The sequence below is a fragment of the Pristimantibacillus sp. PTI5 genome, assembly GCF_048572955.1.
GTDB lineage: Bacteria > Bacillota > Bacilli > Paenibacillales > Paenibacillaceae > Pristimantibacillus.
On record NZ_CP183886.1, the window covers coordinates 5,506,011 to 5,524,085 of the forward strand.

An 18,075-nucleotide genomic window follows, 5' to 3' on the forward strand; every position below is an offset into this window, starting at 1 on the left:
GTACCTGGGACGATCCTATTGAAGGGAGTCCGCTATTAATCGATATCATGAGTAAGATGGGATTTGATGCTTCGGGGCTTAAACCGGAAATCATGCAGGGGAAATTAAATGAAACAACGTTAAGCTAATAGACCATGGAGTCGAATTTGCTCTGATTGCAAGAGTATTTGAGGAGCAGATTGCCTAATTGCATCTGCTCCTTTATTTAATATCTAATTGTTAAATTAATGAATTATTCCACGGCCTTTTGCGTAAACAGAACCAGCCGATGGCCTTACGAAAAAGCGATTGTTAGATATCAAGTTTACGGGTTCCGATCCACTTCACCATTTCAGGATCGCGATGGGAAAAGAACAGGCTCTGTTTCGTATCTAGCGTAGTTATCGATTCCATATCCTCTTGGCGTAACTCAAAGTCAAAGATATTGAAGTTTTCGATCATTCTTTCTTTACGAACAGACTTTGGAATCAAAACAACTTCTCTTTGTGACAACCAACGTAAAACCACCTGAGCAACGGATTTATTATATTTTTGAGCGATAGATACCAATACCTCATTCTGGAACAAGTTATTTTTCCCTTCAGCAAAAGGCGCCCAGGATTGGATCTGGACATTGTTTTCTTTCATGAATTTCGCACTTTCGATTTGCTGATTGAATGGGTGCGTTTCAACCTGGTTTACGGCAGGAACGACTTCATTATGAATAATCAAATCGATCAGTCGATCCTCGTGGAAGTTACTAACGCCAATTGTCCGGACCTTTCCTTCACGATACAATTCCTCCATAGCACGCCAAGAACCAAACACATCTCCATATGGCTGATGAATTAGATACAGATCCAAATAATCCAATTGCAATCTTTCCAGTGATTTTTCAAATGCTCTTTTAGTGCTCTCATAACCAGCATCTTGAACCCATAGTTTCGTAGTGATAAATAATTCCTCTCTTGCCACGCTGCTCCGTTTGATGGCCCTGCCAACTGCTTCTTCATTTAGATAAGAGGCAGCTGTATCAATCAGCCGATAGCCTACCATAATGGCGTCATAAACGCTTTGTTCACACTCATTTTGATCTGCAATTTGAAAAACGCCAAAACCGAGCATAGGCATCTCAACACCATTGTTCAAAATTACTTTTTGCATATTAAATCCTCCTGTTTCATGGAATTATTTTTAAAGTGTTTCCCAGAAAATCTCATCGTACCCCTGGGTCATGATTTTATTATGCATTCCAGTAACAAAGAACTGATATCTAATTTGTCTTAAATAATTGCCTAATCCTCTCAACCCCATTCCTTATTAGCAAACTAATGGCGTATGTATGGTTTTCCTCCTAAGGCGGACATAAAGCGACTGAAGGATATTTATGAGCAAAAAGATACGAATACAGATCAAATCCTCGTTGGGACATCCACTTAATGAAGAGTGATATCCTACTATAATCCTTGCGTAATTAATCGGACAAGCTGACGTTGTTTTTATAACTAACGTTGGCTTTTTTATTTTTCCAGAAACTTATTGCGGGAGAAAAACGGGACTATAGTGGTTTCGTCCCCCCAGCTTCATTGATTGCCCCATCCCGGATGCCTCGTGGCATCCTATACAATGAAGCTACAAGACGGGAGGAGATGGAAGCATGAATAAAAATCGGATCGGAGCTTATTTGTTTAGCTTTCCCAGCTTTTTTCTAACAGTTGCTCTCGGCATATATCCAGTAATATGGGCCCTTCGATATATGTTCTACGATTATCGGGGCTATGGTACGCCCAAATTTATCGGACTTGGCAATTTTGCGCGGGTTGCGCGGGATACCGAGTTTTGGCAGTCCGTTGCGAACACCTTCGTATATGCTGGCGGGAAATTAATTATTACGCTGCCGTTATCGCTTATCTTGGCAGTTATACTGAACCGCAAGCTGCGCGGGCGGCATGCCTTCCGGGCGATATTTTTCCTGCCGACGATCTTCAGCGCATCGGTTATGTCCATCGTATTTTATATTGTGTTTAACTCTTACAACGGCATTATTAATCAATATCTGCTAAAGCTGAACATCGTCTCCGGACCAATCGACTGGCTCGGCGCAGCTTATGCGATGCTGACGATCGTTATTATTGCCGTCTGGGGGGCTGTAGGAAACTATATGCTGCTTTTCATTGCCGGACTCCAGAGTATCCCCGAAGACGTTTATGAGGCGGCGTCGCTGGATGGCGTGAATCCGGCACAGCGCTTATGGTATATTACGATTCCGATGCTGGGGCCTGTGCTGCAGATGATTATTATGCTGGCCATTACGACCTCGCTTAAAGGTTATGAGAGCATAATGGTATTGACGGAAGGCGGCCCTTTCGGCAAAACGGAAGTCATGTACTTGTACCTGTACAAGCTATTTTTCCCGATGACAACGACGGGTTCCTCCGTTCAGAACATCGGATACGGCAGCGCTATCGGCTTCACGACCGCCATCATCGTTGGTTTGGTGACATGGCTCTACTTCTGGATGTCGAAAAAGCTGAACAACGTTTATTAAGGGGGAAGGATCATGACTATTCGTAAAATGCTGATCAGAATGCCGATTTGGATACTATTGCTGATCACAGCGGCGCTAATGCTGTTTCCTATCGTCATTGCGCTGCTCGGCTCCTTCAAAACGAATCTAGAGCTGACGACGGGGGCGACGATTTTTCCGGTAAAGTGGCAATTCCAGAATTATGTGCAAGCATGGAATCAAGCCGATTTTTCCGGATTTACGTTTAACAGCCTTTATGTGGCCGTTTTTGCAACGTTGGGAACTTTGCTTGTATCCGCTATGGCAGCTTATGCTGTCGACCGCGTTGCTTTTAAAGGAAAGAAGCTGATTATTTTTCTTCAGTCGTTTACGTTGTTCATATCCATCGGAGCCGTCGTGCTGCGGCCTCAGTTTGATCTGATGGTGTCGATTGGTTTGCAGAAATCATTATGGGGTGTCATAATCATTATCATTAGCGCCCATGCAACCGCATTCTTCATGATCATCGGCTTTTTCCGCAGTATTCCGAAGGATTTGGATGAAGCGGCGCTCATTGACGGCTGCAATTTCTATTCTATTTTCTGGAGAATCATATTGCCTCTGCTCAGGCCCGCTTTAGCTGTCGTAGCGCTTTTCTCCTTCCGGAACGCATGGAACGAATATATCCTGCCGCTTGTTTTCTCGCTGTCGCGGCCCGATTTGCAGACACTCCCGGTCGGTCTGGCCAACCTGAGATACGGTGCAGGAGCCGCAGTTGAGAATCAACTGATGCTTGCAGGCGCATGTATCTCTATCCTGCCGCTTCTTATCGTATATATTTTCGCTAACCGCTCCTTCATGCAGGTAACGGTCGGCTCTGTCAAGGGCTGATAATCTCATATATTGAGGCGATAGACAACATGAAACGTTTATTGAGAAAGATGTCGCTAAAAAAACGGCTTTGGGTCTCGTTTGTTTTTCTGACCGTCGTATGTATTTCAGCCACGGGAACTTATGTTTCCGTGTTTTTTTCTCGTGAAATGGAAACGCAGGCAACGAAGACAAGCCAAGATACGTTGAACAAAACGGCGCAGGTGTTCGATGAGCGCTTGCGCAATATCGTCGTTTCGATCTCCACGCTCATGATGGGGGAACCGTTTCAAGACACGATGCGTGATGTTCAAGCAAATAACAGTCAAGAGTACTTTAAAAGGCTCTCTCAGCTGCAAACGCCTTTTGCTCAAATGATGATTGCCGAGCAGTCGATCGACTCGGTATTGGTGCATACGCCTATTGGAGATTTTTATCCAACGGAGAGCAGGAGAAGCAAGGTTGACTTCACGGATTCTTCGTTAAATGCTTTGATCCTGGGCACGGAGAATCGGTGGAGCACGATTTGGGTGCGGGGCCATGCCGAGGAGCTGTTCAGCAGGGGCAATCCTGTTATTTCCTTAATCATTAAGCCTTTATTCGATATGTCGCTGCCTGGCGTTTATGTCGTCGTGAATATCCGGGAAGATCTATTGCAAGAGCTGATACAGGCTCATTTGCAGGAGGGCAGCCTCAGGCAGCTCGTTGTTGACCGCAACAGCCGGGCGGTCTTTTCCTCAGCGCCCCTCATCCCGGGGACCGACATGAAGCTGTACGAACGGATCGGCAGCAGCGAAAGAGGCCACTTTGAGTATGAATCTAAGAGCAGCGGCTCCAATCTGGTTAACTATGCGGCGCTCGGCATGAATTCCGACTGGATGCTCATCGGTTATCAATCCAAGTCGAAGCTGCTGGCTCCCGTCCAGCATATGCGCTGGACGATTTTAACGATAATGGGCGTCTGTGTCGTACTTGCTCTGGTCATGTCCAGCATGCTGTCGGAGCTTTTGCTTAAGCCGCTGTTCAAGCTGCGTAACCTAATGTTTAAGGTAGAGCAAAATCATCTCGATGTCAGGTTCGAAAGCGTATTTGAAGATGAAATCAGTCAGGTTGGCCATAAGTTCAACCGGATGCTTGAACAGATCGGCGAATTGATCGGAGAGGTCAAGGCATCTGAGCGGGAGAAACGAAAATCGGAAATTAAAGCGCTTCAGGCGCAGATTGATCCTCATTTTTTGTACAACACGTTAAATACGATTTATTGGAAAAGCGAAATGGAAGAGCAGCAAGCCGTCAGCAGGATGATCGTTTCTCTTTCACAGCTGTTCCGGCTGGGACTTAACAATGGAAGAGAGATTACAACGCTCGGGCAGGAGCTCGAACATGTCGCACAATATTTGAATTTGCAGGCAATGTGTTATCCCGATTTGTTCCAATATGAAATACATTCGGTGGATGAGAAGCTGAAGGACATTCCCGTGCTCAAAATCCTGCTGCAGCCGCTTGTGGAAAATTCGATTTTGCACGGCTTTCAGGAGCTCCCTCACCTGGGGAGGATCCGGATTGAGGCTGCTGCTGCTGACGGATTGCTGACGCTGACCGTGACTGACAACGGCATCGGAATGGATGCGGATCGTGTCCTAAATATGCTGAACGGGCTGGAAACGGAGCGTACGAGCTATGCCCTTTCCAATGTACGTTCCAGACTTTTGCTCTACTACGGCTATAAAGCTTCGATGGAGCTGGAAAGCGTGCCGGGCGTGCAAACGTCCGTTAAGCTGATTATCCCTATACAAGAGGTGATGAATGAATGAACGGGATTACGATCTGTATAGTGGATGACGTAAAAACAGTAATAGACGGCATCCTGAAAAAGATCCCTTGGTCAGATTACGGAATAGAAATCGCGGGCACCGCCTCTAACGGCAAGGACGGTCTTAGGCTGATCCGGGAAAAGCATCCCGATATCGTGCTTACCGATATTCGTATGCCGCTCAGCAGCGGAATCGATATGGTTCGCGAGCTTAAGGAGACCGGGGAGCATGCGGCCAAGATCATTTTTTTCAGCGGATATTCCGATTTTGCATACGCTCAGGAATCCGTGCGGCTCGGCGCGTTCGATTATTTGCTCAAACCCTTCACGAAGCAGCAAATTATAGATGTGGTGCTGCGCGCCAAAGCCCAGATTGAAGCGCAAAGGCTGGAGCAATTGGGCCGAATGGAGCTGGAAAGGAAGGTAAGGGAGAGTTTGCCTTATTTACGCCAGGAGTATTTCCGTCTGCTAATCAGACATGACGAGCAGCCTGAGCGTGCTTATGATAAATGGGAGTTTCTCGGCATCGATATGGGAACCCGCGGTTTCATAGCCATGTCCGTACAAATTGACGGGTTAATGAATGAACGCTCTCCTTTGCCTGTACGCGAAGTAGAGCTTACCCGTTTTGCCGTTCAAAATATTTTGGAGGAAACCATTAAGAAGCTGGTGAAAGGGATCGTGTTTCGCGAGCATTTGGGCCAGTTCGTCATTGTGCTGAATCTGGACGAGGAAGTCGATGTGCTCGCTCTCGCCGAAGCTTGCAAGGACAACGTAAATCAATATGCGAAACGGGCTATATCGATTGGGGTTGGTGCGCAGGTGGAAGGGATCGCAGAGATCGCGCATTCCTATGAGCAAGCCAAAACGGCGCTCAGCTACCAGTTTTATTCCGGCAGCGGCTGTATTATTTCGTATAGCGATATTGAGAGGCAGGGCCACATTACACCACATTATTCCGCTGACAAGGAGACGGAGCTTCTATACTGTCTACGGTCGGGTAACCGGGAAGGGATGGAGCGGCTGCTCGATAGCATATCCGAGGAATGCCTGCGCTATCCGGCTCCGCCGAATCCCGATGTAATGACGAATTTATTTTACGGATTGGCATTCTCCATGTACCGCGTCATTGCTGAGAAAGCCGATCCCAAGCAGCGCATGTGGCTCGATGACCGTTTGAGTGCCATGAAAAAGGGCCGTTATCTATCAACCGATGAGCTGATGGAAGATGTGAAGCAGCTGGGACTGACCGGCTGCGAATGGCTCCAGAAACGCCAGAAAAACGATGTTGGCCAGCTGATTCATCAGGCTCTGACATATGTGCGAAGCCGGCTTGGAAACGACTTGACAGTGCAGGAATGCGCGAATGTCGTGCATCTTAGCCCGAGCTATTTCTCCAACATTTTTAAGAAGGAAACGGGGATGACGTTTATGCAATACGTAACGTCTGCGCGAATGGAGAAGGCAAAGGAGCTGCTTCTGGAAGGCATGCAGGTACAGGACATCACCTTCGAGCTCGGCTACAAGGACAGGCCGTATTTCAGCGAGCTGTTCAAAAAACATACGGGTGTAACCCCTACGGAATTTCGGACCAAATATGAAGGGGCCGGCCATTTCGGCGAATCAGAGTGATTTTCCCCTCCCAGGATCGTGTTTTTGTCCTTCATGGCGTGACGCTCTTAGGTGCTACAATGGGGACAGCAAGGTGAACCGGATGGGAAGCGCCGGTGGAACACCGTTTGCTAAACAAAGGGGAGGTACAACAGATGAAGAAAAGGTTTCTAACGAAGAGTACGCTTTTGGTCTGTTACTTGCTAGTCTTTGCTTTGATGCTGGCGGCATGCTCGACGGGTAATGAGTCGAATGCGGAGCAAGGCAAGGAGGAAGGCAGCAGCGCTGCCGCTAAAACGAAAATTGCCTATTGGACGATAGATCGGCATGATATGGATTATATGCAGCAGCAGGTGGATACCTATAATGCAACGAACCAGGATAACATCGAAGTGGAAATGAAAGTTATGGCGGATAATTACAATCAGGCGGTGGAGGTTGCGTTTGCGAGTAATCAGGCGCCAGACATTTTCCGGAGCGGTGATTTTCAGAACTATGTGAATAAAGGTTATTACGCCCAGCTTGATACGCTGCTAAGTAAGGAATTCCTGGCGAAGTTCGACGGCTTGCTGGTTGAAGATATTTATACAAAGGACGGCCACGTCTATACGCTTCCGAATACCGGACAGTTCTGGCGGTTGCTGTATAATGTGGATTTACTAGAAAAGGCGGGCTTCACTGAGCCTCCGAAAACGCTTGATGAGATGGTTGAATATGCGAAAAAAATAACGGAACAAGGCAAGAGCGAAGGCGTTTACGGCTTTGCAAGCAATTTCAAGAACGGTTCGGGCTTTACGCGTCCGGCATATGCATCGGGCTCGCTCGGCTCGGAATCCAGCCATGAGGGCTTTAACTTTCAAACCGGGGAATTCGACTTCGGTATGTATCGCGACGTTACGGAGGCACTCCGTCAAATTAAAGTGGACGGCAGCATGATTCCAGGGGCTGAATCGCTGGACATCGATCCGCTGCGCGCGCAATTCGCGCAGGGAAAAATCGGGATGTACGTGAACCATTCCAGCGAGCCGGCAGTGTATACATCGCAATTCCCGACGGACATTCGCTGGGCATCGACTCTCGTACCTACGAAGGACGGCGAAATTAACGGCGTTACTTGGGTCAACGCAGGCGGTTATATCGGAATCAGCGCTAAATCGGACAAGCAGGAAGCAGCTGTGAAGTTCTTGGAGTACCTATACGCTACAGAGCTTCGTTCGGAATATCAGGAGAAAGGGCTTGGCCTCTCCGTTCTTCCTTATGTTAACGAAGTGGCAGGCAAGCCTGAACTAGCAGGTATAGAAGGCTTTCTCCCTACGAAATATGACGGTATCTATCCGGCTACACCTGTGTCAATCACGGAGACGAAATTGGAAGGCAAGAAGTTCAGCGATGTTTTCATCGAATATATTTTGACGGGCAATCAGGAGCTGGACACCGTAATTGAGGATTTGAACACCAGATATGGAAAGGCGCTCGCATCGGCCCGCACGGAAGGGCTGACGAATATCCAGGCTAATCCGTCATTCAGTGCCAAGAGTCTTCAGGGATCACTCGGCGAATAGCCGATCCGTTGAATGAGAGGCTGCCTGCAAGGGCAGCCTTTCTGTTTATCGTTAGAGGAAGGTAAACAGAAAGGCTTGCATCATTATTTGGGCTTGAGAGAGGAGAAGATCAGTTGGATCATTTGTTCTTTAGAGCAGAGCAAAGACGCGAATGGGGCGAGAGCTTCAAACGGCTTTTTCCCGAGAAGGCATCGGAAGCGATTGTGGAGGCAAACCGCTGGTGCGAGGGAAGCCACTTTAATTGGAAAAATACCGAGATCGACATGGGGTATCCGATCAATTGGCTTTATAATCCGACCGGCGATAAGGAGTTTACGTGGGGGATTAACCGCTTTAAGCATCTCCGTTCGCTAGGTACCGCATACGCCTGTACCGGCGATGAGAAATATGCAGCCAAAGCCTTGGAGCATATTATGGGGTGGATTGATTCCCAGCCATGTCCGCGCGGTTTGCAGGCAGAAGAAATCACCTATTTTCAAAGGCAGGGCCCTTGGCGCCTGCTGGAGACGGGTCTGAGGCTTCGCCAATGGGTTTACGCCTATCATTTTTTTCATGGATCGGAAAGCTGGACCGAAGACTCGGAGCAGCGGTTTTTCGAATCCGTGAAGGAGCATGGCTGGTTCCTCTCGATCTATACCGCAAGCCTGGAAATCAACCACTCCATCATGCATATGATCGGTTTGCTTAGCGCAGGACTTACCTTCGAGTCATGGGGAGAGAGCGCCGGGTGGCGCAGAACGGCGACCGAAAGGCTGGAAGAGTGCATTCGCGTACAGGTTCTGCCCGATGGCGTTCACTCAGAGCTTACGCCTCACTATCATATGGTGTCGCTTGAGCTGTTTGTCGATTGCGCAGTTATGCTGAAGAAGCGGGGACTCGCGTTCTCGAAGGAATATGAGAACATTTTAGCGGGGATGGTGCGATTCGCGCGCTGCATGACGAGACAGGACGGCAGCATGGCACCATTCGCAGATTCCTATGCCAGCCATCCGCCTGACCTCAACGCGGCAGCCCTTTATTATAATGATCCATGCTGGATGCTTACCGAGCAGCTGTATGAGCAATTTTGGACGGTCGGTCCCAAGAAAATCGTTGAGCTGCTTGAGGGTAATGATGGCAGGGTGCAAGAGACTTTTGCTGGTGGTGAGAAGCTGCCTTTCGCTTTCCCGAATGCCGGATATTACGGACTTGGCAACGGCGAACAGAAGCTGATTTTTGATGCTGCCGCGTTAGGGGGCCCGCATGGTCATGCGGATGCTCTCTCCTTCGAATGGTGCGCATACGGCGAAGCTTTGTTTGTGGATCCGGGGACGTATACCTATATGGAGACTCCTTGGCGCCGTTATTTCAAAAGCACGTCCGCGCATAACACCGTCCTTGTGGACGGGCAGGATCAAACGCCTTATTTGCGTACGCAGCGGTGGGGAGAGCCGGAAGCTCGGGTAGTTTTGAAAGCTTGGGATCCCGAAAAACAGATGGTTTGCGCGGAGCATGACGGGTACGCGGGCCGCGGTATTATGCACATGCGTGCCTTGTGGTTTCTAGCCAGCGGCGAGTGGGTCATCTATGACCGCTTGACGGGAACGGGAGGACATACCTATCAGCATCGTCTGCACAGCAGGCTGCTGAATTGGAATGTGGAAAAGCTGATGGAGGAGCATACAGCCAAGTTTTACGTAAGCGGCAGCGGATTGGCAGGCGGGGCATCGCCGCTGGGATGCGAAATGCTTGTTTTTGGACCAGAAGCGTTGGAGTTTGACGTGGAGGACAGCTGGGAATCGGTCCATCCGATGACGATGCAGCCTCTTAAAGTGCTTCAGGGATTGCTGACATCATCGTATGGCGCTTGGTTTATTACCGTGCTGAGACCGCACCGCGGCAGTGGTGAAATAAAGCCCGCAGAGTGGAGCGTCAGCACGGATGAGCTAGGCCATCCTGTCCTAAGCTTGAACCGGACGGGAGAAATAACCCGGTTCCAAATGCCGATATGAAAATCAAAGAGGTGAAAGATATGGATGAAATGAGCGGATTTATTACCCATTATCTGATATCGGGACCGCTGCTTACCGATTTTATAGCAGACAAAGCCGACAAAAACCAGATCCGCTATGAGCAGTATTTAAGATCGATCGTCGCTGAAAGGAATAAACCGGCACCGTCCGATAACATAAAAATCGGTGATAAGAGCGAGCTGGGGCTGCCATGGGAATATTACTATCCGGGAAGCGGATTTGTGAATATTATCCAGTTTTCGGTGACGCCGAAAAAGGTAGAGCTGCTGGCAGCAACCGGACTTGTCGCGCATGAAGACGTGGAGATCCGGGCGATTCTTTGGACATATACAGCTGTGGATGTATGGCTTGGCGATCAGAAGATCTGTTCCGTCACCGAGCCGGTTTATAAGCCGATAAAGAAGAAGGAAATAAAGCTGGCCCTCAAAGAAGGCTACAACGCTTTGTTGATCCGCATGCAGAATTTGGCAGTCCGCGACACCAGAAATATATTTGGCATTCAATTATTGGAGCATAGGGAAAAAGTAGCGCCTGCACTTCCTGATGCTGAACACTCGGAGCCGTTCCTTGCGCTGGACCATTGGCTGTCCGGCATTGAAATGAAAGGAAACCGTATATCCTTTCCGGCAGATGCGCCTTGTAAAGTCTATCTGACTTATGATGACGCGAGCAATGACAAGGATTGCGTTGAAGTCAGCGGCAAGAGCTATGCGGATGTCAAAAGCGATATGGTCATGGCTGTCGTTTATGGTGAAATCCAGCATAAAAAAATGATCCGCAAAATTGAATTGCTGCAAAACAAAAAGCCTGTATACCGCCAATCGGCATCGTCAGATGAAATTAGAAGGACTATGTTTGAAGAGCTTTCTTTAATGGGCGCGGAACCTGCGTTTCAGCCGCTGCGCTTTGGCCTATTTTATGTGCTGGCGCGCTGGCATTTGGGAAAGAAAGCTGTACACGATGAGGCTCATATTAATCAGGCGCTTGAACAGATAGAGAGAAGGGAAGATTGCTCGGACTTTTTTCTGGCAGGACTTCTCCGCCTGATGCAATCGTTTTCGCTGCCGGCGGCCTTATCCGCAAAGGCGGAACAAACGATTCTGAACTACCGGTATTGGATGACGGAGGATGGTTCTGACGGCATGTGCTTCTGGAGTGAGAATCATGCGCTGATGTTCTACATTTGCGCATTCATGGCAGGCAACCAATATCCGGCTAAAATATTTCCAAGGTCGGGCCGCACCGGCCTGCAGGTCAGCGAAGTAGCGAAAGACAGGATACGGCAGTGGCTGACGGATATAGAAGAATACGGCTTTGAAGAGTTTTTAAGCGCCGATTATATGTGCGTAACATTGGGCGCTTTATTAAATGTCGTTGACTACATGGAAGATGAAGAATCCGAAAGAGCAATCCGGTTGATCGATCTCATGCTGAAATCATTTGCCTGTCATACCTTCCGCGGCTCCATTATTGCGCCGCAGGCGAGGATATACCGTTCCGTTATTTTACCGTTTACCCAGTCTGCCCAAGCTTTGATCCATCTGCTAAATCCCGGGACTCCGGTAGGGAACAGCGAATGGATGGCCTTTTTAATGAACAGCAAGTATCGAATGCCTCATCATTATGCAAGTCTTATGAACGGGCCATTAGAGATGGAATATCAGACCGGAAACGCTTGGGTTAAGCTGGAAAAGCAGCAGGATTATATGCTGACCTCCGTGCAGTCGCCGAGATACGATGAGAAGCTTTCATTCTGGGAAAATATTAGCTTTGACGATTCCGCAGACATCGAATCCAATTTCTATATTAAATCATTCAACGAGCGATTTCACGGAACATCGCGCTTTGAACCGGGAGTGCAGGGTTATCAGCAGCATATGTGGTATGCAGCGCTTGATAATGATACGGTAGTGTTTACCAACCATCCGGGAGAGATGGCGGATGATGGCGGCATGCGCCCCGGCTACTGGTATGGGAACGGCATCATGCCGGCAATCAAACAACAGGGCAATTTGCTTGGCGTTATTTATGACATCGGTGAAGACCATCCGATCGCATTTACCCATCTGTTTTTTCCGGCTGGCAAATTTGATTCCGTTTCGAAGGATGGACAATGGCTGTTTGGGCAAAAGGACGGCGGATACGTTGCGATATGGTGCAGCGACGTGATGGTGCCTCATAACGACCGCCTGATCGATTGCGAATACCGTGCATATGGAACCAGGATGGCGTATATTTGCCAGTGCGGCTCAACAGAGGAATTTGAAAGCTTAGGTCATTTTAGAGACTATTGTCAAACGCTCTCACCTGCTTTCGATCATTCGAAACTTAAGCTTTCTGCTTCAAATGGATATACTCTCGCCTCGATCAGGAGCGAAAACAAAACTCAATATGTATAGGATTTACGGAATTGACAAGGAATCAACAAAGATTGGAATACAAAGGAGGACGCTGCAATGAGCAGATTGAATGTATGGGAAAATGCCGAGCCGGGTGTCAAACGAAAAATATTTACTCCGGGCCAGACGATCATGATGATGGAGGTTCACTTTGAGGAGGGAGCGGAGGGTTATTTGCATAGCCATGTGCACGAGCAGTTTTCTTACTGTATGGAAGGACAGCTGGAGTTTTCAGTCAACGGAGAGAAAGTCGTCGTATCGGCAGGAGAGACGATCTACATTCCGAGCCTTGCGGAGCATGGCTGCCGCGCCCTTCAGAAGAGCAAACTGCTGGATACGTTTACTCCGCTGAGGCAGGACTTAATCGATAACAAAGCGTAGTTAATTATACCGCATCAACCAGTTATAAAGTGGAGCAGTTTGCTACGGCAGCTGCTCCTTTCATTTTTTAGCTAACTTTATTTTACAAGATTCTCTGGCAATCTTCATATTTAAGGAGTGTTCAGGATATCAAATGATTTTACTTTTATTAGCTTGGAATCCCAGATATCATCATTTGAAACACTTTATAAAGTGAATTTCACGGATTGACCAATCTGTAGTTCTTTGTAGTCTTGAGTAAAGCTGATTGGCTTTGATAATTCGATGGAGGAGATTTCTTACCTGGAGGAGGGCGTGCTGCAGGCAACCATCGTACAGAAGCCGTTTAATATGGGTTATTTGGCAGTCAAAGCGGCTCTTGATGTAAGCGCGGGTAAAAAAGTGCTGCCGATGATCGATACGGGATCGGAAGCGATAACGAAACAAAATATGTATGCCGGCGACAAACAGAAGCTGCTGTTTCCTTTTGATGAGAATTAGGTTGTTTGAAAAAATGCTTTCGTTATAGATAAAAATACTATTGGGTTTATTTCTATCTTGGTCTATAATGAAGCAAGTTTACACTTGACCCCTGATTCATCATTTTGAAATAGTTTAGGAGAAAATATAACGATGTCTGCAACAAAAAAGTATGACCGCTTAAGATTAGTATTGCTGTTAGGTGCTTTTTCAGCTCTTGGCCCGCTTACGATTGACATGTATTTGCCATCATTCCCGCAAATTACCGCTGATTTTGGAACCAAAGCTTCTCTTGTTCAGCTTAGTTTGACAGCATGCCTCATTGGTTTAGGTTTGGGTCAAATGATTATGGGGCCATTGAGCGATGTCCATGGGAGACGCAAGCCGATTATTATTTCGCTTATTTTCTATCTGCTTGCTTCATTCGTCTGTGCGGTTTCCCCGAATATATATTGGTTTATCGCTGCGCGCTTTGTTCAAGGCTTCGCTGCCTCTGCGGGAATTGTTATCTCCAGAGCCATCGTACGCGATTTATACAGCGGAACGGAATTAACGAAGTTTTTCTCCATGCTCATGCTCGTAAATAATTTGTTTCCTATGATTGCGCCTATGGCTGGCAGCGGCGTGATCTCCTTTACAACGTGGGTAGGCGTGTTTTTCGTACTGGCCATTGTTGGTTTACTGCTCGTTATTTTGGCAACGATGAACTTAAAAGAGACCTTGCCTGCGGAGAATCGGGTATCCGGTAACTTTGGAGAGCTGTTAGCCGGTATTCAAGCTCTGCTAAAAGATCGGCAGTTTATCGGCTATGCGCTTGCACAAGGCATTATGATTGGAGGCGTATTTGCTTACGTGTCGGGAACTCCTTTTGTATATCAAAATATTTACGGAGCATCTCCGCAGCTGTTCGCGCTGTTGTTCGCATCCAATGGAATAAGCTTAATTATTGGTTCACAGGTCGTTGGACGGTTCAGCAAATCGTTCTCGGAACGCAATTTTGTTATTCTTGGTTTGCTGTTGGCTTGTACGGCCAGCTTTGCAGCCTTGCTCGTTATTTTATTGCACGGTCCTTTGCTGGCATTAGTTATTCCGTTGTTCTTCTTTGTGGCGTCAATCGGTATGACGGCAACCGCTTCTTTTGTTCTGGCGATGGGTTCGCAAAGCCAAAGGGCAGGCAGCGCAGCCGCCCTGCTTGGCTTGCTGCCTTTTGTGATTGGAGCATGTACTTCACCGCTCGTCGGCGTTGCCGGAGAGTATTCCGCGGTACCGATGGGGATCATCATCTTGTCCACCAGCCTGCTTGCTCTTTTCGCTTTCTTTGGACTCGCCCAGAAGCCGCAAAATAAGCTCACGAATAACCCTATGGCATCAAAAGCAAGAACATAGACTGACTTAACAAAAAACCAGTGAGATCAAACCCTTGATCTGACTGGTTTTTTAGTTAATTTAATGAACCCCAATGGTATCCGTTGACAACGTTTACAAAGTAGTTCTATAATTTAAGTGCTATTTATGAAACCCATTTCATAAACAGCAGATCCTATTATAATTACGTTTTTTGCCTCCATCTATACTTATGAAGAGTGAACTATTCGATCAGCAATTGGACTAAAACATTGCGTTTAAAAAGGAAAGGATAGGGATTTATGACGTATACGCTAGGGAACAACATTGGGGAACAAACGATAGCAGGCAACGCTCGGCAGGGAACACAGCTTCGTTACGATGCGAAGAGCTTCATCATTGGGGAGAAAAGAGTATTTCTGAACATCGCGTCCATTCACTATTTTCGCATGCCCAGGCAGGAATGGCGGGAAGTGCTGGTTAAGGCAAAGCTTGCCGGGATGAATTGCATCGATACTTATTTTGCTTGGAATGTGCATGAACCGGAAGAAGGAAAATGGGACTTTAGCGGCGACAACGATTGCGGGGCCTTTCTTGATTTGTGCTCTGAGCTGGGGCTGTGGGTCATCGCGCGGCCGGGGCCGTTCATATGTGCGGAATGGGATTTCGGCGGTTTTCCTTATTGGCTAAAAAACAAAAAAAAAATTCAGTTCCGAACGGACAATGAAACTTATCTTCGGTACGTTTATCGTTACTTTGACCAGATTGTTCCGATTATCCGTTCTCGTCAAATGACGAAAGACGGCACCGTTATTCTAGTGCAAGTCGAGAACGAATACGGCTATTTGGCCGAAGACGCGTCAGGCCTGTCCTACATGAAGGGCCTTCGCGACGGTTTACTGGATCGTGGCATCGACGTTCCTTTAATCACCTGCGAGGGAGGCTTGGAAGGAACGATAGAAGGAGCAAATTTCTGGTCGGGCGCGAACTCCCACTACGATAAGTTAATGCGCAAGCAGCCGGATGTTCCGAAGCTCGTGACCGAGTTTTGGACAGGGTGGTTCGAGCATTGGGGAGCGCCGGCGGCCACACAGAAGACGTCTGATTTGTACGAGAAGCGGATGATGGAGTCGATTCGTGCAGGTTTTGACGGCATCAGCCATTACATGTTTTTCGGAGGCACCAATTTTGGCGGCTACGGCGGTCGAACCGTAGGCAGCAGCGATATTTATATGGTTACCTCCTATGATTACGATGCTCCTTTGTCGGAGTACGGAAGAGTTACAGCCAAATACCGCATGGCCAAAAAAGTGTCTCTGTTCACGCTGGCGCTTGGCCAGTTTTTGCTGGAGTCGGAGCCGATGGACAATGTCGAGGCGCGATGCGGGGAAGGAGCCAGGCTTCAAGGCAGACAGTGGAACGGGCAAAAGCTTTGGTTTGCCGAAAGTATCAAGCAGGAGAAAGAAATGTTTCAGATTACGCTCGAAAGCGGACGAACGCTGCCGGTGTCGATCAAGCCGGGGCAGATCGTTCCGATTCTCGAACGGATCGAAATTTGTCCAGGCCTAAAGCTCACATGCTGCGGTTTCCTGATCGGGAATGACTTGATTGGCGAAGTTCAAACCATTGTATTGGCGGGTGACGACGGCGGGCGTACGCATATCGTATTCGAAGCCGATCAATCGATTCATTTCGATAACGCAGGACATATCCCGCATGAGAGCAGCCTTGACGGAAGAACACTGCGTTTGGACGTATACCACTTCCAGGCATCTCAGCGCAATAGGGTCAATGTCGGCGGGCAGCTCATCGAGTTGATTGCGTTAAACGGCTATATGTCCGATCGGGCATGGAGGCTCCATGGAGATGGGGTCCGCTGGGCTATCGGCTGGGAGGATATGGACTTAGGCGCCGATGGGAGCGTTAGCGGGGTAAGCGGCGGCTGCGACAGCGAACCGTTCTTTTTAGGGGATTGGGGCCATAAAGGCGGCATCGGCCAAGGCCAAATGGGCACAACGACGGTACACAGTGCCGGCAATGCCTTCAAACCGCTGCTCTCGCCAAGCTTGTCGGAGTGGAAACGGAAAACCGTAAATCTTCTGTCGCTCGGGGGAGGCAAACAGGCCGAACGTCCGCGCGGATTTGCGGAGCTTGGTCTGGCATTCGGCTATCTTATTTACAGCAGCGAAATTGACTGTGATCGGGATCAAGAAAACACTCTCGTTTTCTCCGCCATACAAGATTCTGCGCGTTTGTTTGTAAACGGATTGGAGCAAGCGATGATCCGGCAGGTCGGCGCGGTGTCCGCGCACATGCGGTTATCGAACGGACGCAACAAGATACAACTTCTTGTGCAGCATATGGGCAGTCTCAATTTTTCCCCTAATTTAGGTGAAGAAAAGGGGATTTTCGGGCCGGTATATTTGGACGGCTCGACCGTCGAGCTTCGAAGAGGCTGGTACTGCGGGGAGGAGGCAGTCCATTTGGACGAGGTACATAACCATCCATTTGCTTCCACGCTTTCGCGATCGTTCGAGCTGTCGGAAAATGACGGGGCTATACTAGTCGGAGCTTTAAGCAGCGGACTTCGGATTAACGGTAAAGAGGTTCCTATGGATGGTTACCAGAATTGGTTTGCTTACCACGCAGTCGACATTTCCGGTTATTTAGTGAAAGGCAGCAATACGATTGAAATGCCGGTAACCCGAACGCCGTTGAATCGGCTGGAACTGCTGACGTATAACAGGTCACGCGAGCTGAAAAACTGGTCGGCTATCCAGCTGGATGAAGCTTCGGAGTTCGAGGCAAGCTCAGTCGCCATCGAATCCGGACCAGCATGGTATCGCAGCATGTTCGATCTTCCTGCGATTCCGGAGGACGTTAATCCCAAGCTGAAGCTCCGAATGACGGGAATGAGCAAAGGCTATTTGCTTCTGAACGGCCGCAATCTGGGGCGCTACTGGCAAATCGGTCCTCAAGAAGATTACAAAATTCCGATGGCATGGCTGAAGGAAACGGGCAATGAACTGATCTTGTTTGATGAAGAGGGCAGACGGCCGGATTCGGTACGTATCTTCTTTGACGCGCAATCGGAGCGGCGCTGGCAAACGCTGAATGAAGCGTAATTTAGACACTATAG

Annotated in this window: 12 protein-coding genes; 11 read left to right on the forward strand and 1 reads right to left on the reverse strand. The window is 48.3% G+C overall.

The window, feature by feature from the left end:
* Positions 1-291: 291 nt before the first annotated feature.
* Complete coding sequence (locus ACN6MW_RS24445; protein WP_419872468.1) at positions 292-1,143, reverse strand: aldo/keto reductase; 852 nt, start codon at positions 1,141-1,143, stop codon at positions 292-294.
* A gap of 493 nt (positions 1,144-1,636) precedes the next feature.
* On the opposite strand from ACN6MW_RS24445, the gene ACN6MW_RS24450 reads away from it, so the two are divergent.
* From ACN6MW_RS24450 to ACN6MW_RS24500, 11 genes are all read left to right on the forward strand, one after another.
* Positions 1,637-2,527 carry a carbohydrate ABC transporter permease gene (locus ACN6MW_RS24450; RefSeq protein ID WP_364142226.1) on the forward strand — a complete coding sequence of 297 codons (891 nt, stop codon included), beginning with the start codon at positions 1,637-1,639 and terminating at the stop codon, positions 2,525-2,527.
* A gap of 12 nt (positions 2,528-2,539) precedes the next feature.
* Entirely contained in the window at positions 2,540-3,376 is an 837-nt protein-coding gene (locus tag ACN6MW_RS24455; RefSeq protein ID WP_419872469.1) for a carbohydrate ABC transporter permease, read from the forward strand.
* A gap of 29 nt (positions 3,377-3,405) precedes the next feature.
* Positions 3,406-5,169 (forward strand): sensor histidine kinase, encoded by a 1,764-nt coding sequence (locus ACN6MW_RS24460; RefSeq protein WP_419872470.1) that lies wholly within the window; start codon positions 3,406-3,408, stop codon positions 5,167-5,169.
* Positions 5,166-6,800: a helix-turn-helix domain-containing protein gene (locus ACN6MW_RS24465; protein ID WP_419872471.1), complete on the forward strand. Its 1,635-nt coding sequence runs from the start codon at positions 5,166-5,168 to the stop codon at positions 6,798-6,800. Before ACN6MW_RS24460 ends, ACN6MW_RS24465 begins: the two co-directional genes overlap by 4 nt.
* 134 nt (positions 6,801-6,934) lie before the next feature.
* Complete coding sequence (locus ACN6MW_RS24470) at positions 6,935-8,341, forward strand: ABC transporter substrate-binding protein (protein WP_419872472.1); 1,407 nt, start codon at positions 6,935-6,937, stop codon at positions 8,339-8,341.
* A gap of 113 nt (positions 8,342-8,454) precedes the next feature.
* The gene (locus ACN6MW_RS24475; protein WP_419872473.1) at positions 8,455-10,332 is read left to right on the forward strand and encodes a heparinase II/III family protein; all 1,878 of its coding nucleotides are present in this window, start codon (positions 8,455-8,457) and stop codon (positions 10,330-10,332) included.
* A 20-nt stretch (positions 10,333-10,352) separates the two neighbouring features.
* Positions 10,353-12,752 carry a hypothetical protein gene (locus ACN6MW_RS24480; protein ID WP_419872474.1) on the forward strand — a complete coding sequence of 800 codons (2,400 nt, stop codon included), beginning with the start codon at positions 10,353-10,355 and terminating at the stop codon, positions 12,750-12,752.
* Between the two features lie 57 nt (positions 12,753-12,809).
* Complete coding sequence (locus tag ACN6MW_RS24485; RefSeq protein ID WP_419872475.1) at positions 12,810-13,133, forward strand: cupin domain-containing protein; 324 nt, start codon at positions 12,810-12,812, stop codon at positions 13,131-13,133.
* A gap of 264 nt (positions 13,134-13,397) precedes the next feature.
* Positions 13,398-13,613 (forward strand): hypothetical protein, encoded by a 216-nt coding sequence (locus ACN6MW_RS24490; RefSeq protein ID WP_419872476.1) that lies wholly within the window; start codon positions 13,398-13,400, stop codon positions 13,611-13,613.
* A 132-nt stretch (positions 13,614-13,745) separates the two neighbouring features.
* Positions 13,746-14,978 carry a multidrug effflux MFS transporter gene (locus tag ACN6MW_RS24495; RefSeq protein ID WP_419872477.1) on the forward strand — a complete coding sequence of 411 codons (1,233 nt, stop codon included), beginning with the start codon at positions 13,746-13,748 and terminating at the stop codon, positions 14,976-14,978.
* A 260-nt stretch (positions 14,979-15,238) separates the two neighbouring features.
* On the forward strand, positions 15,239-18,061 hold the full coding sequence (locus ACN6MW_RS24500) for a beta-galactosidase (protein ID WP_419872478.1): 2,823 nt from the start codon (positions 15,239-15,241) through the stop codon (positions 18,059-18,061).
* The last annotated feature ends 14 nt before the right edge of the window (positions 18,062-18,075 follow it).